Source organism: Vibrio palustris (assembly GCF_024346995.1).
GTDB classification, from domain to species: domain Bacteria; phylum Pseudomonadota; class Gammaproteobacteria; order Enterobacterales; family Vibrionaceae; genus Vibrio; species Vibrio palustris.
The window spans coordinates 375,718-395,298 of sequence record NZ_AP024887.1 but is presented as its reverse complement, the minus strand read 5'-3'; the positions used below and the strand labels follow the sequence as shown (position 1 = coordinate 395,298).

Sequence of the window (19,581 nt, the reverse complement as noted above, 5' to 3'; positions counted from 1 at the left end):
GATAAAATTATGCCACTAGCCGCGAATATGACTGGTTTTTCAATAGACATTTAACTCGCTATAAATGATAATAATTCTTACTTATATAGTATTTTATTTATCAACTCTGTGATAGGTAATCGTCAGTTTCAGCTTTAGAACCTCCCGAATATTGGAGCATTAACATGCATGACTTAGCTGCCATTCGCGCGTTTAATGCGCTATGTCAATATAAAAGTCTTACTTCAGCAGCCAAGCACCTTGATCAACCAAAATCGACCTTAAGTAGACGCTTATCGCAATTAGAAGAAGATTTAGGGCAAGCTCTTTTGGCAAGAGATGGCAATCGCTTGACCTTAACTAAGGCAGGAGAAATTTATGCATCTTATGCCGAGAGAATCTTACTGCTTGCAGAACAAAGCGAAGAAGCCTTACAAGAATTAGACCAGCATATCAGTGGTACCTTGACGATAGCCGTTGATCAAAACTTAATGCGTGGCTGGATATCAGGAGTTATTGAAGCCTTTTTGCAAGCTCATCCCAACATTCATTTACGGGTTATTAGTCAATATACACAATACGATAATACACCATCACCCGATCTCATTATTTGCGTTGGGCAATTCGCTGTAGATAGCTACCACAGTACCACTATTGGTCATTGGCGCTATGCTCTTTATACTTCTCCTGATTACTTCATGAGTCATCAAGAGGTGACCCATCCTAGCCAATTAAGTGAGCATGATTGGATTGATTTTATGTCTCTTAATCAAGGGGGATTAACGCTCACACATGCTGATTATGGCACTTACCGGCTACCTTCCTTTGCTAGTCGCTTGCAAAGCGATCATCTTCCTATGCAAGCCGATACCATCAGTAAAGGCTGTGGCATCGGATTACTCCCCACACCATTTGCTCAAGGTTTAATGCGCTCTCATCCAGAGAAAATTACACCATGTTTAGTTGGCTGGCATACCGATCCTATCCCCATCAACTACCTTTATCCTTTAGGGCGTCAGCCACTGCGTTTACGGTTATTCATTGATATGATGCGCGCGCAACTTCCAGATCACTGGCGTCATGATTCGGTGGCGAATTAGTTCACGTTCTAACTCTATGATTGCAGCAATGCTCTTTCTCCTTCTTGATTGTGGTAAACCGCAATAAAAAGCGCTGTCTTAAGGTTAATACAGAAAAAGATCTTGTAATTTGACCATTGAAAACTAAAATAGACGTCTAGATGTAGAAACACCTACATATTAATCGATAGTGCAGAGTAGCCAATCCTGAATGCTACTCTAGTGAGTAAATATTGGAGTTATCATGGCTAAGCACCTGTTTACTTCTGAGTCGGTCTCAGAAGGTCATCCAGATAAAATCGCGGATCAAATTTCTGACGCAGTGTTGGACGCTATTTTGGCACAAGACCCGAAAGCTCGTGTTGCGTGTGAAACTTACGTAAAAACCGGCATGGTAATGGTCGGCGGTGAAGTCACGACTTCCGCCTGGGTTGATATCGAGCAGTTGACTCGTGATACCGTCCGTGAAATTGGCTACATCGACTCCGATATGGGCTTTGATGCCAACTCGTGTGCGATTTTAAACACTATCGGTAAGCAATCACCTGATATTAATCAAGGGGTTGATAAAGCGGACCCTAAAGATCAAGGCGCGGGTGACCAAGGTATCATGTTTGGTTATGCCACTAACGAAACCGAAGTGTTAATGCCAGCACCAATTACCTACTCTCACCGTTTAATGCAGCGTCAAAGTGAAGTACGTAAAAATGGCACGCTACCTTGGTTGCGTCCTGATGCAAAATCTCAGGTTACCTTCCAATACGATAACAACAAGATTGTTGGCATTGACGCAGTTGTATTATCAACACAACACGCAGACACCATCAGCACGGCTGATCTACGTGAAGGGGTGATGGAAGAAATCATCAAACCTGTGTTACCAACAGAATGGTTAACGAAAGACACTAAGTTCTTTATTAACCCAACCGGTCGTTTTGTTATCGGTGGCCCAATGGGTGACTGTGGTTTAACAGGCCGTAAAATCATCGTAGATACTTACGGCGGCGCAGCTCGTCACGGTGGTGGTGCATTCTCTGGTAAAGATCCATCAAAAGTGGACCGTAGTGCAGCTTATGCGGCTCGTTACGTGGCAAAGAACATTGTTGCGGCAGGTCTTGCTGATCGTTGTGAGATTCAATTGTCTTACGCTATTGGTGTCGCTGAACCAACGTCGATTATGGTTGAAACATTCGGTACGGAAAAAGTGGATATCGAAGTGATTATCCGCGCGGTACGTGAAAACTTCGATCTTCGTCCATACGGGCTACAAGAGATGTTGAATCTTCTGCAACCAATCTACAAGAAAACCGCAGCATACGGACACTTTGGTCGTGAAGAATTCCCTTGGGAAGCCACCGACAAAGCCGCGATGCTACGCGAATTTTCTGGTCTAAAGTAACCGATACTGGATACTGAAGACGAAAAGATTGAGGCTCTGAATTATTCAGAGCCTTTTTTATTTTCAATGGCTCAATTGATGGACGACACATGCTTACCACAGAGTTGATTCAGCGTGCTGAAGAGGCCATTTCTCACTGCCACCAGCAAGTAAATCAATATTTTTCCAAAAAGCTTCCCTTACCGAGCTTAAGCTTTCGGTTGCGCGGTAAAGCAGCGGGAAAAGCCTACATGCACTTGAATGAAATTCGCCTCAACCCAACCCTGTTTGTTGAAAACCAGCAGGCGTTTATCGACCAAGTCATTCCGCATGAAATGGCACACTTAGTCACGTATCAATTGTTTGGACGAGTCAAACCTCATGGTAAAGAGTGGCAAGCCGTGATGAGTCAAGTCTTTGGGTTAGCGCCAGACACCACTCATCAATTTTCTATCCAATCGGTACAAGGTAAAACCTTTGAGTATCGCTGCGCCTGTCAAACCCACTCATTAACGGTACGACGCCATAATAAAGTTCAACGTGGTCAAGCAGACTATCGTTGCCAACGTTGTCATGCCACACTCAGCTTTTCAGGTATTCAACTGACCTGATGAGCGCTATGATGAATATTTATCACCGATTATTTATCGAGTGATATACGTAAAAACCGTGGCTAAAGCCTGCTGCCCCTTGTTTTTTAGGGTCAACGCATCCATGTTAGTCGCTAGCTAAATAATCACTTATCGAGAACTCATTCATGCGAATTCCCCGTATTTATCATCCAGAAACCATTGACCAATTAGGGGAAGTTTCCCTAGGTGACGATGCGGCTGGACATATTGGACGTGTGTTGCGTATGCAGCCAGGCCAAGAGCTGGTGTTATTTGATGGCAGCGGAGCTGAATTTCCAGCAATCATTACCGAAACCACCAAAAAGCATGTGCGCGTAAAAGTGACAGAACGCATTGAATCTAGTTGTGAGTCTCCACTTGATTTGCACTTAGGCCAAGTTGTGTCACGCGGGGATAAGATGGAATTTACCATTCAAAAATCCGTCGAATTGGGTGTTAATGTGATTACCCCATTGATCTCTGAACGTTGTGGCGTGAAACTGGATGCCAAACGATTTGAGAAAAAGCTACAACAATGGCAAAAGATTGCGATTGGTGCCTGTGAGCAAAGTGGACGCAACTGCGTACCTGAAATACGCCCTATTATGTCACTAGAGCAGTGGTGCGCGGAAAACAGTGAAGCACTCAAGCTTAACTTACACCCGCGAGCCCAATACTCGATTAATACGTTACCGGCGCTAAAGACCAATAAAGTACGTTTGCTTATCGGCCCTGAAGGTGGTTTATCTGCACAAGAAATCGCGATGACTCACCAATACCAATTTGAAGAAACCTTGTTAGGCCCCCGAGTGTTACGCACAGAGACCGCCGCCCTAACAGCTATCACAGCCCTACAAGTCCGCTTTGGTGACTTGGGGTAACGGAGAAAAAGAATGATCAAACTCGGCATTGTAATGGATCCAATTTCATCCATTAATATCAAAAAAGACACCAGCTTTGCCATGATGCTTGAAGCGCAAAGCCGTGGTTATGAAATTCACTACATGGAAATGAATGATCTACACTTAGATCAAGGTATCGCATTCGCAGATACAAAAACCGTTACCGTAAAACAAGACCCGGCTAGCTGGTATGAATTCACCTCAGAGCAAACGATACGTCTGTCTGAACTTGATGCGGTATTAATGCGCAAAGATCCTCCGTTTGACACTGAGTACATCTACGCCACTTATATTCTTGAGCGCGCTGAAGAAGAAGGCACATTGATCGTCAATAAGCCACAGAGCCTACGTGACTGTAATGAAAAATTGTTTACCGCTTGGTTCCCTGAACTGACCCCGAACACCATAGTGACACGCAAAGCAGAAAAGATTCGTGAGTTCCGTGAAAGACATGGTGATATCATTTTAAAACCTCTTGATGGCATGGGCGGCTCTTCTATTTTCCGTGTGAAGGAAGGCGATCCCAACATTGCTGTCATCATCGAAACGCTGACCGAACAGGGCAATATGTTCTGTATGGCACAAAGCTTCGTACCAGATATCAGTAATGGTGATAAACGCATTTTAGTGGTCGATGGCGAGCCAATGCCCTACTGTTTAGCGCGTATTCCAGCCAAAGGGGAAACGCGTGGTAACTTAGCCGCCGGTGGCCGTGGCGAAGCGCGTCCTATCAGTGAAACCGATCGTCGTATTGCCGAAACGGTTGCGCCTATTTTGAAAGAAAAAGGACTGATTTTTGTTGGGCTCGATGTCATTGGCGATAAATTGACTGAAATTAACGTAACCAGTCCAACGTGTGTCCGTGAAATTGAAGGCGCCTTTGATATTTCCATCACAGGTAAATTGATGGATGCGATTGAACGCTATATCCAAGCCTAAGTACCTTAATTTAGGGGGAGGTTCCTCCCCCATTGCTAGAGGATACAATCATGAATTTAAGCAATCATTTTCTTATTGCTATGCCCAACATGCAGGATCCTAACTTTCAAAACAGTGTGATTTACCTCTGTGAACATAATGAAGAAGGTGCAATGGGGTTAATCATCAATACGCCCATCGACGTCACGATAGAGGGAATGTTAAAACAGGTGGATGTCGAGCCTGCTTACCCTCAATCGCAACCCGATAGTTTAGCAAAGCAAGTGATCAGTGGCGGGCCGGTAGCCGAAGATAGAGGCTTTATCTTACATCGACCAGGCGATCACTATACTTCAAGCGTCAATATGTCGTCTGACATTACCATCACCACATCGAAAGACATTTTAGCCGTCCTTGGTACCAGTGCAGAGCCCAAAGACTATCTCGTCGCGCTGGGCTATTCCAGTTGGTCTGCTGGACAATTGGAAAATGAGTTAGCAGAAAATGCCTGGTTAACCATTGAAGCGGATGCCGATTTAATCTTTAATACGCCGATTAGTGAAAAATGGCAGAAAGCCGTCGCGACTTTGGGCATTAGCCCAGCACACCTTTCAGGTGAGAGCGGGCACGCTTAAGTGTCTTTTCAATCGATATTGCATAGATAACAAGAGCACATTATGTCGCGTACAATTATGGGATTTGATTTCGGTACTAAAAGTATCGGTAGCGCCATTGGTCAAGAAATCACTGGCACGGCCTCTCCTCTCAAAGCCTTCAAAGCTACTGAAGGCATTCCCAACTGGGATGATATAGAAAAACAAATTAAAGAATGGCAACCCGATTTACTCGTCGTTGGTATGCCAACGGATTTATCCGGTCGTGATCTTGAAACGATTACGCCACGAGCAAAAAAATTCGCGAATCGTCTACACGGTCGTTTTGGCTTGCCAGTGGAATTGCATGATGAGCGTTTATCGACCACTGAAGCGAAAGCCTCTTTATTTGAACGTGGTGGGTATCGCGCACTCACCAAAGGTAATATTGATAGCCAATCAGCGGTCGTGATTTTAGAGAGTTGGTTTGAAGCTTTATGGTCTGAGTAAATTCGCTAAGATAGGCAATTATTTTACTCATACTTTCTAAATAAAAAGGTGCCCAAATAGGCACCTTTTTTATTCGTCTGTTTGAGTTTGATTATTCCATATCAATCTTAATATCACTCAATGAACTCGCGCTATAACTACTGCCTTGCTGACCTTTAAGAAGGAGACGTAAGTCGTTCGCGGAATCAGCATGATGCATTGCATCTTGCTCAGTTATTTTTCCATCTATCACTAATTGGTATAACGCTTGATCAAATGTTTGCATACCTGACTCGCGTGAGCGTTTCATCGTTTCTTTAAGCTCATGTAACTCTCCACGTCGGATCAAATCAGAAATACGTGGCGTATTAAGCAATATCTCAAAAACCCCATGCCTGCCACTACCATCTTTATCACGAACCAATTGCTGCCCTACTACACCACGTAAGTTCATTGAGAGATCAAATAAAAATTGTTCTTTTTGCTCTTTCGGTACCAAATGCAGAATACGCTCTAACGCCTGGTTGGCATTATTGGCGTGTAAAGTTGCCATACATAAGTGCCCAGTTTCGGCAAAGTTCATCGCGTATTCCATGGTCTCTTGCGAGCGTATCTCACCAATTAAGATCATATCTGGCGCTTGGCGTAACGAGTTTTTTAGTGCGATTTCATAGCTCTGCGTATCTAATCCAACTTCACGCTGAGTCACAATGCATTGATCATGTTCATGCACAAACTCAATTGGATCTTCTACCGTTAAAATATGTCCAGAAGAATGACGGTTACGATACCCAGTCATTGCCGCCATCGTTGTAGACTTACCAGAGCCAGTCGCCCCCACTACTAATACCAAGCCACGCTTATTCATCACTAACTCTTTGAAGCGCTCAGGGAGTTGTAACTCTGCAAAAGTCGGGATGCGGGTTTCAATATGGCGAACCACCGCCCCTGGCAACTCGCGCTGATAAAAAGCACTGACCCGAAATCGTCCAGCCTCACGAACTAACGCAAAATTAGCCTCGTGAGTGCGAACAAAGTCTTTACTCATGTCGCTATCCATCATGGCGGTTAAAAAGTTATTAACGTCTGCTAATGACAACTTATCCCCCATGCTTTGTAACTCGCCATCCACTCGATATAACACCGGAGCACCAACCGTAATGTAAAGATCCGAGGACTTGCGCGCGGTCATTTCTGATAAACATTGTTCAAGCAACATAATGCTTTCCTTTAGAAATGAGTCGAGGTGTCAGTGGGAATCATGTGAGCGACAGCCTCACTATCGACGATCCCTTTGGCTAATAATTGCCGCGCATTTTGCTCTAACGTTTGCATTCCGTGTGCTGAACCTGTCTGGATGACAGATTGCATTTGCGCGACTTTATCTTCACGAATCAAGTTACGAATGGCGGGGGTGGCCAACATAATTTCATGGCACGCGACCCGGCCACCTTCACTCTTTTTAAGCAAATTTTGCGCTATCACTGCCCGTAACGATTCGGACAACATCGAGCGTACCATGCCCTTATCAGCACCAGAGAAGACATCAATAATCCGGTCAATTGTTTTCGCTGCAGAGCTAGTATGCAATGTGCCAAATACCAAATGCCCGGTTTCTGCGGCCGTTAACGCTAAGCTAATTGTTTCTTGGTCACGTAGTTCACCGACTAAAATCACATCCGGATCTTCACGCAATGCCGAACGTAATGCCGCTTTGAAACTGTGTGTATCACGGTGTACTTCTCTTTGATTAATCAGGCATTTATTATTGGTATGGACAAATTCAATCGGATCTTCAATGGTAAGAATATGTTTATTTTTGGTTTGATTAATTTCATTGACCATCGCGGCTAATGTGGTGGACTTACCAGACCCCGTAGGCCCGGTTACCAGAACTAATCCTTTTTCATAGTGACTAATACGATTAAAGATTTCCGGCGCATCCAACTGTGATAGAGTAGGAATCTCAGTAGGGATAGTTCGAAAGACCGCCGAGCTACCACGTGCTTGATGGAACGCATTGACACGAAAGCGCCCAACACTGGGCAACTCAAAAGAGAAATCGACTTCGAGTTTTTCTTCGTATTCACGTTGCTGAGCGTCATTCATGATGTCAAAGATCAGACGATGAACTTCGGAATGAGAAAAGGCAGGGATACCTAGCTTTCGCACATCACCATCAATACGTACCATCGGAGGAACGCCTGCTGAAAGGTGCAAATCTGAGGCATTATGTTTTACACTAAAATCGAGTAATTCAGCGATATCCATTTATTTTCCTTAATTAAAGTCTGGCTATGAGTATTCAACACAACATTGAACATATCACTTCATTAATTGAAAGCGCTCAAACTAAGTTTGGACGCGCGACAGGCTCGGTGCAACTGCTCGCCGTCAGTAAAACCAAACCCATTGATGCGATTCTTGCGGCCTCACAAGCAGGCCAGCGCCAGTTTGGTGAAAACTACGTGCAAGAAGGGATCGAAAAGGTTGAATATTTTTCCCAACACTACCCCGATTTAGCTTTAGAATGGCACTTTATTGGTCCTTTGCAATCGAATAAGACACGCCCGATAGCTGAACACTTTGCTTGGGTGCACACCGTTGATCGTGCCAAAATAGCCCAACGCTTAAATGATCAACGCCCGGCAGATTTCCCCCCACTGCAAGTACTCATTCAAATGAACATCAGTGGCGAGTCATCCAAATCTGGCATTGATGAATCCGAGCTTTTCGAACTCGCGGAATTGATTTCTTCCCTCCCCAACCTCACGTTACGAGGAGTGATGGCAATTCCACAAAATGTTCCAGACTACACCGCGCAATTAACGGCATTTAAACAATTAGCACAGCAACAAGAAAAGCTAGCCGCTCGTTATCCACATATCGATACTCTTTCTATGGGAATGAGTGGTGATATGGAGGCCGCAATTGAAGCTGGCACGACCATGGTACGCATTGGTACCGCTATTTTTGGTCAACGAGATTACTCTCAAGCAAACGCTTAATGATTAGCATAGACAACTTATGGAGAACTGATTGAGATGGAGCAGAAAAAAATTACCTTTATTGGCGCAGGGAATATGGCGAAAGCCATCATTGCAGGGTTAGTACGTAGCGGCTATCCAGCAGATCATATTTTAGTCTCTTCTCCTACCGAAACGCGTCGCTTGCCTATGGAACAAGAGCTAGGCATTCGTACCACCAGCGATAACCTTAAAGCAGTACAAGAAGCCGATGTTGTCGTTCTGGCGGTAAAACCCCAGCTCATGGCTGACGTGTGCACCCCACTACAAGGTATCGACTTTAGTAATAAGTTAGTCATTTCTATTGCTGCAGGCCTTCCTGTCTCGCGCATTAATGACATCTTCGCTACGACGCTTAATTTAGTTCGTGTCATGCCAAATACACCATCTTTACTTGGTAAAGGTATGAGTGGACTCTATGCTACAGACGCGGTGTGCGCGACGGATCGCGATTTTACCGAATCACTCATGAAAGCGGTCGGTGAAGTCTGCTGGGTACAGCAAGAAGCGCAAATTAATGGCATTATTGCGGCCGCAGGTAGCGCACCGGCTTACTTCTTTTTGTTTATGGAAGCGATGCAAAACGAAGCGCTGGCCCAAGGGTTTGACCGTGATACCGCACGATTACTCGTACAGCAATCGGCGTTGGGAGCCGCGGAAATGGTTGCGGCTAACTCTCAACTGTCTTTAGCGGAACTCCGCGCTCAAGTGACATCAAAAGGCGGAACGACCGCCGAAGCCATTAATACTTTTCAGTCACTGAATTTAGAAGAAACAGTGGCAAAAGCAATGCGCGCCGCCGTTGCTCGTGCGCAAGAAATGGAAACATTATTCTAACTGTCATTGTTGCCGCATTGCGGTACCATGACGTCAATTTTTAATATGGCAATGTAAAGGCCCTTATATGAATGCACTGACTTTTCTAGTTTCGACTGTACTAGACTTGTATATCATGGTTGTGATTTTACGCATCTGGCTACAAGCAGCTCGAGCGGATTTTTATAACCCATTTTCTCAATTCGTAGTGAAAGCAACCCAACCTATCGTCGGGCCATTGCGTCGCGTGATTCCCTCGCTGGGTAGCTTGGATGTCGCAACTCTCTTGTTCGCGTATGTTCTGTGTTTATTAAAGTTTGTCGCTTTAGTCGCAATTAGCTCCGGTAGCATGATTACTCTCACGCCTTATCTATTCCTCCTATCAGCGTTATCCTTAGTGAAAGCCGCTGGTGGATTGTTATTTTGGGTGCTGATTCTTCAAGCCATTATGAGCTGGGTGAGCCAAGGCCGCAGTCCGATTGAATTTGTTTTCCATCAACTGACTGAACCTATGCTTGCCCCGATTCGCCGTATTATTCCTGCGATGGGCGGTTTAGATTTAAGCGTACTCGTGCTGTTTATTGTTCTGCAATTTGCTAACTACTTAGTTGGTGATTTAGTCGGACCGGTATGGTTTCAACTATAAACAAACTCATACCACGACAATCTCGGTAACCTCAGTAAAAATCTCTGCCTTAGGCGGAGATTTTCTTTTTTCTACCTCACACAAAACTCGTTGCGTTTAAGGTATTCTGGTATTCTTCTGCCATCAATGTATCGCCTAATGCTGCCTATTAGCGAGGTGTACAGCCCTAACTCGGTATGGAGAGAATATCCGCATGAATAAAAAAATAGTGTTAGCAACGGGTAACCAAGGCAAAGTCCGTGAAATGGCCGGTTTACTCGCCGACTTTGGTTTTGACGTGGTTGCACAAAGCGAACTCAATGTCTCTTCTGTGGCAGAGACAGGCACAACGTTTATTGAAAATGCCATTATTAAAGCTCGCCATGCCGCTAAAGAAACTGGCTGTGCGGCTATTGCTGATGATTCAGGTATTGAAGTTGACCACTTAAAAGGAGCGCCAGGTATCTACTCAGCGCGGTTTGCCGGTGAAGATGCCTCTGATCAGGATAACCTCAATAAACTATTGGATGCGATGCAAGAAGTACCTGAAGAGCAACGCACTGCGCGTTTTCATTGTGTGCTCGTATTAATGCGTCATGCTGACGATCCGACGCCACTGGTGTGCCACGGCCAATGGGAAGGAAGTATTCTGCATGAAGCTCATGGTGAACATGGTTTTGGTTATGACCCAATTTTTTGGGTACCTGAAGAAGGATGTTCTTCCGCTGAACTTGAGCCCACCCGTAAAAAACAGCTTTCACACCGCGGGCAAGCACTCAATAAACTTTTTCAAGCGATTAAAGAGCAACAATCTTAATGCTAACTCCACCAGCGCTCAGCTTATATATCCACATTCCGTGGTGCGTACAAAAATGTCCGTACTGCGATTTTAATTCGCATGCATTAAAAAATGACATTCCTGAACAAGCGTATATTCAAGCGCTGCTTGAGGATCTCGATCATGACATAGAGCGTTATCAGCTTGCCAAGACACCTCGACCACTCCACTCCATTTTTATTGGAGGTGGGACGCCGAGCCTTATCTCAGCCGAGGGTATTGGCCACTTACTTGATGGTGTCAAAGCGCGTTTAACCGTCACCGATGATATGGAAGTCACGATGGAAGCCAATCCTGGTACTATCGAGGCCGAGCGCTTTGCCGGCTACCGCCGTGTGGGAGTGAATCGGATCTCTATTGGCGTACAAAGCTTTGAAGCAGAAAAGCTGGCGACATTAGGGCGTATTCATGGTAGTGAAGAAGCGTTACGCGCTGCACATCTCGCTCATAACATTGGACTCAATAGCTTTAACCTCGATTTAATGCATGGCTTGCCTGATCAAACTCCGCAACAAGCGCTGGCTGATCTAGATAAAGCGATTGAGCTTAATCCACCTCACCTGTCGTGGTATCAGCTAACGATTGAACCGAATACTCTATTCTACTCCAAACCGCCTCAGCTGCCAGATGAAGACGACTTATGGGATATTTTTGAGCATGGTCATGAAAAGCTTGCCGCAGCCGGTTATGTGCAATATGAAATTTCCGGTTATAGCAAACCGGGGTACCAGTGCCAGCATAATCTCAATTACTGGCGCTTTGGCGATTACCTTGGAATTGGGTGTGGAGCGCACGGGAAACTCAGCTTTAACGATGGACGTATTGTCCGTACCACCAAAGTCAAACACCCAAAAGGCTATTTGGCCGCACTAAATAACATGGTTAAGCCCTATTTAGATCAGGAAACCATTGTCGCCGACCGCGATAAGCCATTTGAATTTTTCATGAATCGCTTCCGCCTCATGGAACCTTGCCCTAAGCAAGATTTTATTGAAACTACAGGGCTACCATTAAGCGCTATTCATGACACAATCCAATGGGCATTAGGTGAAGGCTATTTAAGTGATGATGGTGACCATTGGCAAATCACTCATAAAGGTAAGTTATTTTCCAATGACTTACTCGGCGCGTTTATGCCGGAAGATGACGCATAATGTATAACTCAATGACGCCTCACCTAAGAGGCGTCATCACCACTTAACCAACAAAAACCCCAAATCCTTTGCGGCGTTCTACTTAAAAAATCGAGCGTCCAATCCGCTCAGCAAGAAGCTCTAGCGCGCGGGTTCCAGCGAGCGAGTTTCCTGATTTATCTAACTCTGGCGACCATACCGCAATGGTCATATCTCCTGGTACAATAGCGATGATACCACCGCCCACCCCAGATTTGCCTGGCATCCCCACACGATAGGCGAACTCGCCAGCACCATCATAGAGACCACACGTGGCCAATAAGGCATTCATTTGCTTGCTTTGCATCGCTGAAATAACCGGTTTTCCCGTAATCACCGAGCGACCTTGATTCGCTAAATAGCTGAACGTTTTCGCTAATTCAACGCAGCTCATTTCTAATGCACACGCATGAAAATAGTTATTTAGAACCGGTAAAACTTCGTTATCAAAATTACCAAATGAACGCATGAGGTAAGCAATCGCGGCATTACGATCACTATGCATCATTTCCGACTGTGCGACGGTTTTATCGTAAACAATATGTGGATTTCCTGAGAGTTCACGGACAAATTCCAACAAGCGATGGCGCGGTGCCGATAAGCGGCTATAGAGCATATCGGCAATCACAATCGCGCCAGCATTAATAAACGGGTTACGCGGAATCCCTTGCTCTACTTCTAACTGAATCAATGAGTTAAATGCTTGACCAGACGGCTCTTTACCCACTTTATTCCACAGTTCACCCGGTTCATAAAGCCCCATGGCGAGCGTTAAACTCAACGCTTTAGAAATCGATTGAATCGAAAATCCTTCGAGGGCATCGCCCGCGTGAATCACCTCACCTTGATTGGTAAAAACAGCCATGCCTAATTTATGATTCGGAACACATTCGAGCGCAGGAATGTAATCAGCCACGTGACCTTGGCCAAGTAAGGGACGAACGTCATCTAAGATGCTGTCTAATATTTCTTGTGTCGGTTTCATCCTCTTTCTCCAAAGGGAAAAAATGCCAACATTAAAGCAATGTTGGCATTGGTTATTCATAGTTAATTGCGAGTTAACTTCACTCAGTGCGTTGGAATTTAATATCCCAAACACCGTGTCCAAGGCGATGACCACGAGCCTCAAACTTGGTAAGAGGTCGCTCTTCAGGACGAGGAACAAATGGACCATCTGTGGCGAGGTTATGATAACCAGGCGCCTGCTCCATGACTTCAATCATATATTCCGAGTAGTTTTCCCAATCTGTCGCCATATGGAAGACTCCTTCGTTAGGAATCAATTTATGACGCACCATCTCAGCAAATTCTAGCTGAACAATACGGCGTTTATGGTGGCGTTTTTTATGCCACGGATCTGGGAAAAACAATTGAACCGTTGCTAACGAATGGTCAGGAATCATATGTGCAAATACTTCGACTGCATCGTGACACATCACGCGCAAGTTGGTTACACCTTCTTCTTTCGCTGCGGCCAAACATGCACCCACACCAGGAGTATGCACTTCAATACCGACGAAGTTCTTCTCTGGTGCGTTCTTGGCCATTTCAACCAAAGACGCGCCCATGCCAAAACCAATTTCTAGCACTACTGGGTTGTTATTACCAAAGACCACTTGCCAATCGAGCAACTGCTCTTGGAAATCAATCCCCATTGTCGGCCAACATTCAGTCATAGCAGTTTCTTGACCTTTAGTTAATCGGCCTTCACGACGAACAAAACTACGTATTCTACGCTTTACTTTGCCATCTTCAGTCAATTCGTTAGTCGTTACTTCACTCATTGGTTTTGCCTGCACATTGATTAATCAGAGCGGGAATTATCCAAAGAATTGCCTTCGGTGCAAGTAATAAACCGAAAAACCTCTCTGGTTTTATTCCCCGTGGTTTAGTCTAAGGTACTTATCGACTACACTATGCGGCAATTTTACATCATTATCATCATAAAAAGAGCCTGTCGTGACCCCTTTTGCAAAGTCGATCCTCAATTGGTATGACGCTTACGGACGCAAGAATCTTCCGTGGCAACAGAACAAAACCGCCTATAGCGTATGGCTGTCTGAAATCATGCTTCAGCAAACCCAAGTCGCTACTGTGATTCCGTACTATCAGCGCTTCATGGAACGCTTCCCTACCGTCCAGGATCTCGCCGCTGCTCCACAAGATGAAGTATTACATTACTGGACTGGACTCGGCTACTATGCTCGGGCGCGTAATTTACATAAAGCGGCGCAGGTCGTCGTCAATGAACATCAGGGAGAATTTCCCCAAGACATCGACGCAATGAATGCACTACCGGGTATTGGCCGCTCAACAGCCGCCGCAATCCTATCCTCAGTGCATAAGTTGCCTCATGCCATTTTAGATGGGAACGTAAAACGCACACTCGCGCGTTATTACGCAATTGAAGGCTGGCCGGGGCAAAAACGGGTAGAAAATCAATTGTGGGAATACGCAGAGCTCAATACTCCCGAACACGATGTCGACCACTACAATCAAGCCATGATGGACATGGGCGCCATCATTTGCACACGCAGCAAACCAAAGTGTTCACTGTGTCCAGTTTCCGATGGCTGCTTGGCTTATCAGCAAGGCAATCAAACCGACTACCCTGGCAAAAAACCGAAAAAAGACAAACCCATTCGGGAAGCTTGGTTTGTAATGCTACATCATGAAAATGATGTTTGGCTGGAACAGCGTCCGCAAAGTGGTATTTGGGGTGGTCTATACTGTTTTCCAGAACAAAAAAATAATGCGATTGAAGAAATATTAGATCAACGTGGCGTTCAACAAAAGCACATTGAAAAAGTCAGCACGTTAATCACTTTTCGCCACACATTTAGTCATTATCACCTTGATATCACTCCTGTACTGGTCGAGCTTTCAGCAAAGCCTCAGCAAGTAATGGAAGGTAATAAAGGTCTTTGGTATAACTTAACAGTTCCGGAACAAATAGGCTTGGCAGCCCCTGTTAAACAGCTGCTAGAAAGTTTACCATTTGAACTAACATCTAATTAAGGGGATATCCTATGAGCCGCACGGTATTTTGTGCACGCCTACAAAAAGAAGCAGAAGGTCTCGATTTCCAGCTTTATCCAGGCGAAATCGGTAAACGTGTTTTCGATTCTATTTCTAAAGAAGCTTGGGCCGAATGGCAACATAAGCAAACGATGCTGATTAATGAAAAAAAACTTAACATGATGGATCCAGAACATCGTAAATTACTGGAAACGGAAATGGTGAACTTTTTATTTGAAGGACAAGATGTCCACATTGAAGGTTATACACCTCCAAGTGAATAAATGACTAGGCTGACGAACTTCGTCAGCCTTCTTTTTGCATATGGATGAGGGACGAATGAAAAAAACGCTGTGTACTTTACTGGTTTTATCATTAACGGGCTGCAGTCGAGAGTTCATCGAAAAAATATACGATGTCGACTACGAACCGACCAACCGTTTCGCCAAACATTTAGCTCAGCTTCCCGGTCAATTCAAAAAAGATACCGCCGCACTAAACCAACTCATCAATGCCTTCTCTGGCAAAGTAAAAAATAAATGGGGCAAACGCGAGTTTAAAATTGCGGGTAAACGTAACTACGTAAAATACATAGATAATTATCTTAGCCGTGCCGATGTCAACTTTGAATCCGGCAAGATAGTCGTTGAAACAGTGGCTACCACTGAGCCGAAAGAACATTTAAGACAAGCGATCATTACTACCCTACTGACCCCAGATGATCCTGCCCAAGTCGATCTTTTTTCCTCGAAAAAGATCAAACTCGACGGCCAACCATTTCTCTATAAGCAAGTGGTCGATCAAGATCATAAAGCTATTCAATGGTCATGGCGCGCCAAACGTTATGCCGATTATTTGATTGCTAATCACCTAAAAGTGAAAACCGTCGACTTTAAAAAGTCTTACTATGTCGATATTCCCATGGTTGATAACCAAGTCGAAATACGCAGTTATCAATATGCCAATATCGTGCGTAAAGCCTCACAGCGTTATGGCATTGCTGAAGACTTAATTTACGCCATCATCAAAACAGAAAGCAGTTTTAATCCTTATGCCGTGAGCTGGGCCAATGCTTATGGGTTGATGCAAATTGTCCCAAAAACAGCCGGTAAAGATGTCTTTAAGTTAGTCAAAAAGCGCTCTGGACAACCCTCTCCCCAGTATTTATATAATCCAACTAACAATATAGATACCGGTACAGCGTACTTTTATTTACTCAAAAATCGATATTTAAAGCAGGTACAAAACCCAACCTCGTTACAATACAGTATGATTTCCGCTTATAACGGTGGTACAGGAGGGGTGTTAAATACCTTTAGCCGTAATCGCACTCGTGCCATGCGCGATATTAATCAATTAAAACCCAATCAAGTGTACTGGGCATTAACAAAAAAACATCCTAACCAAGAATCTCGGCGTTACTTAGAGAAAGTGACAAAATATAAAAAAGAGTTTAATCAGCATTAAAAAGCAGCGCTTTGTCTAAAATAACGACAAATAACACCTTTTTTTAATTATTTTGCAAAAATAAGTTGACGGGAGTACGCAAAATCCGTTTAATAGCGCCCCGTTGCCCGGATAGCTCAGTCGGTAGAGCAGAGGATTGAAAATCCTCGTGTCGGTGGTTCGATTCCGCCTCCGGGCACCATGATTTATAATCTGGTGTTTGAATCAAATGTCAGAAACAATTTGAAATAGTTGATGTTAATAGTCATCAACGAGCAATAAATTTAGTGTGCCGACTTAGCTCAGTAGGTAGAGCAACTGACTTGTAATCAGTAGGTCATCAGTTCGATTCCGATAGTCGGCACCATTTATATTGCCTCGATAGCTCAGTCGGTAGAGCAGAGGATTGAAAATCCTCGTGTCGGTGGTTCGATTCCGCCTCGAGGCACCATTATTGTTCCCCCTTAGTTCAGTTGGTAGAACGGCGGACTGTTAATCCGTATGTCGCAGGTTCGAGTCCCGCAGGGGGAGCCACTATTCAAGAAGGCCACAGCATTTGCTGTGGCCTTTTTCGTTGCTGCTTTTCTATTTTATCCTAGCAACAAGTCACATTGCCTTCTCTACCACTTCGTATTGGTTTTAGAAACAACGTGAGAATAATGACTAGCGCCGGCCGCCTCACCCTAAGGCATAAATGTACCACTTGCGCCAGCTGAGCCTACCTATTTCCAGTACAGATCATTTGAGTCCTGCAACTTTGAGCCTTCAACATGGTGTTATTCACGTTTGCAACTTGGATTCCCACCAGTTTTTATGCACTTTCTCAGTTTATATTAATGTAAGCTCTCCCTGATTTTCTGGTGTTTATACGAATAAAATGGATAAAAACAGTGCACAACGTATATAAAAACAACAAACGATCATCTTTTTGCAATTTCCTGTTGACGTAAAAAGCGAAAAACCGTTTAATACACCTCGTTGCCCGGATAGCTCAGTCGGTAGAGCAGAGGATTGAAAATCCTCGTGTCGGTGGTTCGATTCCGCCTCCGGGCACCACAAATTTTATGTTGGTGTTCAATAACAGCAACAGAACAAAATTAGTGTGCCGACTTAGCTCAGTAGGTAGAGCAACTGACTTGTAATCAGTAGGTCACCAGTTCGATTCCGGTAGTCGGCACCATTTATTCTCTTCGCGAGAAAACAATTTGTTCCCCCTTAGTTCAGTTGGTAGAACGGCGGACTGTTAATCCGTATGTCGCAGGTTCGAGTCCCGCAGGGGGAGCCACTTTTTATTGATGAGTTTCATACTTGTTGATATCAGTGCCGACTTAGCTCAGTAGGTAGAGCAACTGACTTGTAATCAGTAGGTCACCAGTTCGATTCCGGTAGTCGGCACCATTTCTCTTCACTGAGAAACAATTTGTTCCCCCTTAGTTCAGTTGGTAGAACGGCGGACTGTTAATCCGTATGTCGCAGGTTCGAGTCCCGCAGGGGGAGCCACTATTTAAAAAGCCACAGCACTTGCTGTGGCTTTTTTCGTTTATGTCATACTTCTTGTTGTTTATCTTCACAAACGTCGTCTCAAGCATTTACAGAGCTATTAACGGCATTAGGCTAACGCTCTTCTTGACTGATATAGTGATTTCTTGTTGCAACAAAAAAAATGCGGCACTAACCTTAGTCAGCACCGCATCCTCAATATCATTGCCCTACTACGGCACTTAATGTAAATCTTTTTCTTTTCTGATGACATCGTAAGCATTCTGAATTTGCTGCGATTTTTCTTTCGCTACATTCATCATTTCTTTAGGTAATCCCTTTGCCATCAGTTTATCTGGATGATGCTCATTCATTAATTTGCGGTACGCACGCTTAATCGTCTTTTCATCATCAGACGCTTTTACCCCTAAGACTTCATACGCATCAGCCAATTGGTTGTCTTGATCAGCTTGCTGCCAACCACTGCTCTGCCCTGAGCGATGCGATTGTTGCTGTCCGCCAAAACGTCCATTGCCACGTTGAAAACGAAAAGCGGCTTCTTGCATACGTAATCGGCTTTCCAAATGAGAAGCTGAAAACCCGAGTCCCTGAGCAATTTTAAACAGTAAATCTCTCTCGCTGGCTTGCAATTCCCCATCCGCAAAGGCCGAAGAAATTTGTAAATCTAAAAAGAATTGCAATAGATCACTACGCCCAGCCGACATAGTGCGAATTTTTTTAAGCGTATCCTGCAACGGAAAGTCAGCTTCTTTGCCTTCTCTAAAGGCATTTTGTGCCGCACGTAAAGGTTCACCTTGCAGCCCCATATGCTCCATTGCTTGAGTTGCTAAATGAATTTCTTGCTGAGTCACTTTGCCTTTGGCTTTCGCAACGTGCCCCATTACGGCAAATGCCGAGTTTAAATATTCTTGCTGCAGTTCTTCCTGATTAGCTCTTTGACTGCCTCCAAAAGTTTGTCCGAACCCTCTAGATTGGTTAATGCTTCTCCCTTTATCAAACTGATGCCCAATAAAAAGTCCTAACGCTGCGCCAATTGGACCTCCAAATAAGAAGCCAAAAAAGGCGCCAAGAATTTTGCCGAAAACCTGCATTATGTGCTCTCACATGTGAATTTTTAACTTGTTAAGCAGTCTGGTAGTGTCTGATACTGCAATTTCCTTTATGATATGTCTAACCCATTAATTTTTTGAT

The 19,581-nt window shown here is 44.4% G+C and carries 20 protein-coding genes and 9 tRNA genes; 24 read left to right on the top strand and 5 right to left on the bottom strand.

What is annotated here, in order from left to right; genetic code table 11:
- The first annotated feature begins 164 nt into the window (after window positions 1-164).
- The 7 genes from OCU30_RS01920 to ruvX all read left to right on the top strand — a co-directional run bounded on the left by OCU30_RS01920 (window position 165) and on the right by ruvX (window position 5,970).
- Window positions 165-1,079, top strand: coding sequence for a LysR family transcriptional regulator (locus tag OCU30_RS01920; protein WP_077315345.1), 915 nt, complete (start codon window positions 165-167; stop codon window positions 1,077-1,079).
- 223 nt (window positions 1,080-1,302) lie between these two features.
- Window positions 1,303-2,457, top strand: coding sequence for a methionine adenosyltransferase (gene metK / locus OCU30_RS01915; RefSeq protein WP_077315344.1), 1,155 nt, complete (start codon window positions 1,303-1,305; stop codon window positions 2,455-2,457).
- A gap of 89 nt (window positions 2,458-2,546) precedes the next feature.
- Complete coding sequence (locus tag OCU30_RS01910; RefSeq protein WP_077315343.1) at window positions 2,547-3,047, top strand: SprT family zinc-dependent metalloprotease; 501 nt, start codon at window positions 2,547-2,549, stop codon at window positions 3,045-3,047.
- Window positions 3,048-3,193: 146 nt separating this feature from the next.
- Window positions 3,194-3,928, top strand: coding sequence for a 16S rRNA (uracil(1498)-N(3))-methyltransferase (gene rsmE / locus OCU30_RS01905; RefSeq protein ID WP_077315342.1), 735 nt, complete (start codon window positions 3,194-3,196; stop codon window positions 3,926-3,928).
- 12 nt (window positions 3,929-3,940) lie between these two features.
- Window positions 3,941-4,888, top strand: a complete 948-nt coding sequence (gshB, locus tag OCU30_RS01900; protein WP_077315341.1) for a glutathione synthase — start codon at window positions 3,941-3,943, stop codon at window positions 4,886-4,888.
- A 50-nt stretch (window positions 4,889-4,938) separates the two neighbouring features.
- On the top strand, window positions 4,939-5,502 hold the full coding sequence (locus OCU30_RS01895) for a YqgE/AlgH family protein (RefSeq protein WP_077315340.1): 564 nt from the start codon (window positions 4,939-4,941) through the stop codon (window positions 5,500-5,502).
- A 42-nt stretch (window positions 5,503-5,544) separates the two neighbouring features.
- Window positions 5,545-5,970 carry a Holliday junction resolvase RuvX gene (ruvX, locus tag OCU30_RS01890; protein ID WP_077315339.1) on the top strand — a complete coding sequence of 142 codons (426 nt, stop codon included), beginning with the start codon at window positions 5,545-5,547 and terminating at the stop codon, window positions 5,968-5,970.
- 91 nt (window positions 5,971-6,061) lie between these two features.
- Here the strand turns inward: ruvX and OCU30_RS01885 are convergent, their stop codons facing one another.
- Window positions 6,062-7,168 carry a PilT/PilU family type 4a pilus ATPase gene (locus OCU30_RS01885; RefSeq protein WP_077315338.1) on the bottom strand — a complete coding sequence of 369 codons (1,107 nt, stop codon included), beginning with the start codon at window positions 7,166-7,168 and terminating at the stop codon, window positions 6,062-6,064.
- An 11-nt stretch (window positions 7,169-7,179) separates the two neighbouring features.
- Window positions 7,180-8,220, bottom strand: a complete 1,041-nt coding sequence (locus tag OCU30_RS01880) for a type IV pilus twitching motility protein PilT (protein WP_077315337.1) — start codon at window positions 8,218-8,220, stop codon at window positions 7,180-7,182.
- A gap of 26 nt (window positions 8,221-8,246) precedes the next feature.
- Between OCU30_RS01880 and OCU30_RS01875 the strand changes: the two genes are divergently transcribed.
- The 5 genes from OCU30_RS01875 (at window position 8,247) to hemW (ending at window position 12,408) form a co-directional block, all read left to right on the top strand.
- Window positions 8,247-8,957, top strand: a complete 711-nt coding sequence (locus tag OCU30_RS01875) for a YggS family pyridoxal phosphate-dependent enzyme (RefSeq protein ID WP_077315336.1) — start codon at window positions 8,247-8,249, stop codon at window positions 8,955-8,957.
- A 36-nt stretch (window positions 8,958-8,993) separates the two neighbouring features.
- Entirely contained in the window at window positions 8,994-9,812 is an 819-nt protein-coding gene (proC, locus tag OCU30_RS01870) for a pyrroline-5-carboxylate reductase (RefSeq protein WP_077315335.1), read from the top strand.
- A 67-nt stretch (window positions 9,813-9,879) separates the two neighbouring features.
- Complete coding sequence (locus OCU30_RS01865; RefSeq protein WP_077315334.1) at window positions 9,880-10,437, top strand: YggT family protein; 558 nt, start codon at window positions 9,880-9,882, stop codon at window positions 10,435-10,437.
- A gap of 193 nt (window positions 10,438-10,630) precedes the next feature.
- Window positions 10,631-11,233: an XTP/dITP diphosphatase gene (locus OCU30_RS01860; protein WP_077315333.1), complete on the top strand. Its 603-nt coding sequence runs from the start codon at window positions 10,631-10,633 to the stop codon at window positions 11,231-11,233.
- Complete coding sequence (gene hemW / locus OCU30_RS01855) at window positions 11,233-12,408, top strand: radical SAM family heme chaperone HemW (protein ID WP_077315332.1); 1,176 nt, start codon at window positions 11,233-11,235, stop codon at window positions 12,406-12,408. Before OCU30_RS01860 ends, hemW begins: the two co-directional genes overlap by 1 nt.
- A gap of 82 nt (window positions 12,409-12,490) precedes the next feature.
- Here the strand turns inward: hemW and glsB are convergent, their stop codons facing one another.
- The gene (gene glsB, locus OCU30_RS01850; RefSeq protein ID WP_077315331.1) at window positions 12,491-13,411 is read right to left on the bottom strand and encodes a glutaminase B; all 921 of its coding nucleotides are present in this window, start codon (window positions 13,409-13,411) and stop codon (window positions 12,491-12,493) included.
- Between the two features lie 79 nt (window positions 13,412-13,490).
- Window positions 13,491-14,210 (bottom strand): tRNA (guanosine(46)-N7)-methyltransferase TrmB, encoded by a 720-nt coding sequence (gene trmB, locus OCU30_RS01845; protein ID WP_077315330.1) that lies wholly within the window; start codon window positions 14,208-14,210, stop codon window positions 13,491-13,493.
- A 175-nt stretch (window positions 14,211-14,385) separates the two neighbouring features.
- On the opposite strand from trmB, the gene mutY reads away from it, so the two are divergent.
- The 12 genes from mutY (at window position 14,386) to OCU30_RS01785 (ending at window position 18,390) form a co-directional block, all read left to right on the top strand.
- Window positions 14,386-15,444, top strand: coding sequence for an A/G-specific adenine glycosylase (gene mutY / locus OCU30_RS01840; protein ID WP_077315329.1), 1,059 nt, complete (start codon window positions 14,386-14,388; stop codon window positions 15,442-15,444).
- An 11-nt stretch (window positions 15,445-15,455) separates the two neighbouring features.
- Window positions 15,456-15,728: an oxidative damage protection protein gene (locus OCU30_RS01835; RefSeq protein WP_077315328.1), complete on the top strand. Its 273-nt coding sequence runs from the start codon at window positions 15,456-15,458 to the stop codon at window positions 15,726-15,728.
- Window positions 15,729-15,783: 55 nt separating this feature from the next.
- Window positions 15,784-16,911, top strand: coding sequence for a membrane-bound lytic murein transglycosylase MltC (gene mltC, locus OCU30_RS01830; RefSeq protein WP_077315327.1), 1,128 nt, complete (start codon window positions 15,784-15,786; stop codon window positions 16,909-16,911).
- 105 nt (window positions 16,912-17,016) lie between these two features.
- Window positions 17,017-17,092 (top strand) — tRNA-Phe (locus OCU30_RS01825).
- Window positions 17,093-17,181: 89 nt separating this feature from the next.
- A tRNA-Thr gene (locus OCU30_RS01820) sits at window positions 17,182-17,257 on the top strand.
- 8 nt (window positions 17,258-17,265) lie between these two features.
- A tRNA-Phe gene (locus OCU30_RS01815) sits at window positions 17,266-17,341 on the top strand.
- Between the two features lie 7 nt (window positions 17,342-17,348).
- A tRNA-Asn gene (locus tag OCU30_RS01810) sits at window positions 17,349-17,424 on the top strand.
- A gap of 446 nt (window positions 17,425-17,870) precedes the next feature.
- Window positions 17,871-17,946 (top strand) — tRNA-Phe (locus OCU30_RS01805).
- Window positions 17,947-17,994: 48 nt separating this feature from the next.
- Window positions 17,995-18,070, top strand: a tRNA-Thr gene (locus OCU30_RS01800).
- Between the two features lie 29 nt (window positions 18,071-18,099).
- A tRNA-Asn gene (locus OCU30_RS01795) sits at window positions 18,100-18,175 on the top strand.
- A gap of 37 nt (window positions 18,176-18,212) precedes the next feature.
- Window positions 18,213-18,288: transfer RNA gene (locus OCU30_RS01790), tRNA-Thr, on the top strand.
- 26 nt (window positions 18,289-18,314) lie between these two features.
- Window positions 18,315-18,390: transfer RNA gene (locus OCU30_RS01785), tRNA-Asn, on the top strand.
- 221 nt (window positions 18,391-18,611) lie between these two features.
- Here OCU30_RS01785 and djlA read toward each other — a convergent pair.
- The gene (gene djlA, locus OCU30_RS01780) at window positions 18,612-19,481 is read right to left on the bottom strand and encodes a co-chaperone DjlA (protein ID WP_077315326.1); all 870 of its coding nucleotides are present in this window, start codon (window positions 19,479-19,481) and stop codon (window positions 18,612-18,614) included.
- Between the last annotated feature and the right edge of the window lie 100 nt (window positions 19,482-19,581).

What these genes read in the sequence shown, in the direction of transcription:
- OCU30_RS01920 (WP_077315345.1), top strand. Translation starts at nt 165, where the DNA reads ATGCATGACTTAGCTGCCATTCGCGCGTTTAATGCGCTATGTCAATAT.
- metK (WP_077315344.1), top strand. Translation starts at nt 1,303, where the DNA reads ATGGCTAAGCACCTGTTTACTTCTGAGTCGGTCTCAGAAGGTCATCCA.
- OCU30_RS01910 (WP_077315343.1), top strand. Translation starts at nt 2,547, where the DNA reads ATGCTTACCACAGAGTTGATTCAGCGTGCTGAAGAGGCCATTTCTCAC.
- rsmE (WP_077315342.1), top strand. Translation starts at nt 3,194, where the DNA reads ATGCGAATTCCCCGTATTTATCATCCAGAAACCATTGACCAATTAGGG.
- gshB (WP_077315341.1), top strand. Translation starts at nt 3,941, where the DNA reads ATGATCAAACTCGGCATTGTAATGGATCCAATTTCATCCATTAATATC.
- OCU30_RS01895 (WP_077315340.1), top strand. Translation starts at nt 4,939, where the DNA reads ATGAATTTAAGCAATCATTTTCTTATTGCTATGCCCAACATGCAGGAT.
- ruvX (WP_077315339.1), top strand. Translation starts at nt 5,545, where the DNA reads ATGTCGCGTACAATTATGGGATTTGATTTCGGTACTAAAAGTATCGGT.
- OCU30_RS01885 (WP_077315338.1), bottom strand. Translation starts at nt 7,168, where the DNA reads ATGTTGCTTGAACAATGTTTATCAGAAATGACCGCGCGCAAGTCCTCG.
- OCU30_RS01880 (WP_077315337.1), bottom strand. Translation starts at nt 8,220, where the DNA reads ATGGATATCGCTGAATTACTCGATTTTAGTGTAAAACATAATGCCTCA.
- OCU30_RS01875 (WP_077315336.1), top strand. Translation starts at nt 8,247, where the DNA reads ATGAGTATTCAACACAACATTGAACATATCACTTCATTAATTGAAAGC.
- proC (WP_077315335.1), top strand. Translation starts at nt 8,994, where the DNA reads ATGGAGCAGAAAAAAATTACCTTTATTGGCGCAGGGAATATGGCGAAA.
- OCU30_RS01865 (WP_077315334.1), top strand. Translation starts at nt 9,880, where the DNA reads ATGAATGCACTGACTTTTCTAGTTTCGACTGTACTAGACTTGTATATC.
- OCU30_RS01860 (WP_077315333.1), top strand. Translation starts at nt 10,631, where the DNA reads ATGAATAAAAAAATAGTGTTAGCAACGGGTAACCAAGGCAAAGTCCGT.
- hemW (WP_077315332.1), top strand. Translation starts at nt 11,233, where the DNA reads ATGCTAACTCCACCAGCGCTCAGCTTATATATCCACATTCCGTGGTGC.
- glsB (WP_077315331.1), bottom strand. Translation starts at nt 13,411, where the DNA reads ATGAAACCGACACAAGAAATATTAGACAGCATCTTAGATGACGTTCGT.
- trmB (WP_077315330.1), bottom strand. Translation starts at nt 14,210, where the DNA reads ATGAGTGAAGTAACGACTAACGAATTGACTGAAGATGGCAAAGTAAAG.
- OCU30_RS01835 (WP_077315328.1), top strand. Translation starts at nt 15,456, where the DNA reads ATGAGCCGCACGGTATTTTGTGCACGCCTACAAAAAGAAGCAGAAGGT.
- mltC (WP_077315327.1), top strand. Translation starts at nt 15,784, where the DNA reads ATGAAAAAAACGCTGTGTACTTTACTGGTTTTATCATTAACGGGCTGC.
- djlA (WP_077315326.1), bottom strand. Translation starts at nt 19,481, where the DNA reads ATGCAGGTTTTCGGCAAAATTCTTGGCGCCTTTTTTGGCTTCTTATTT.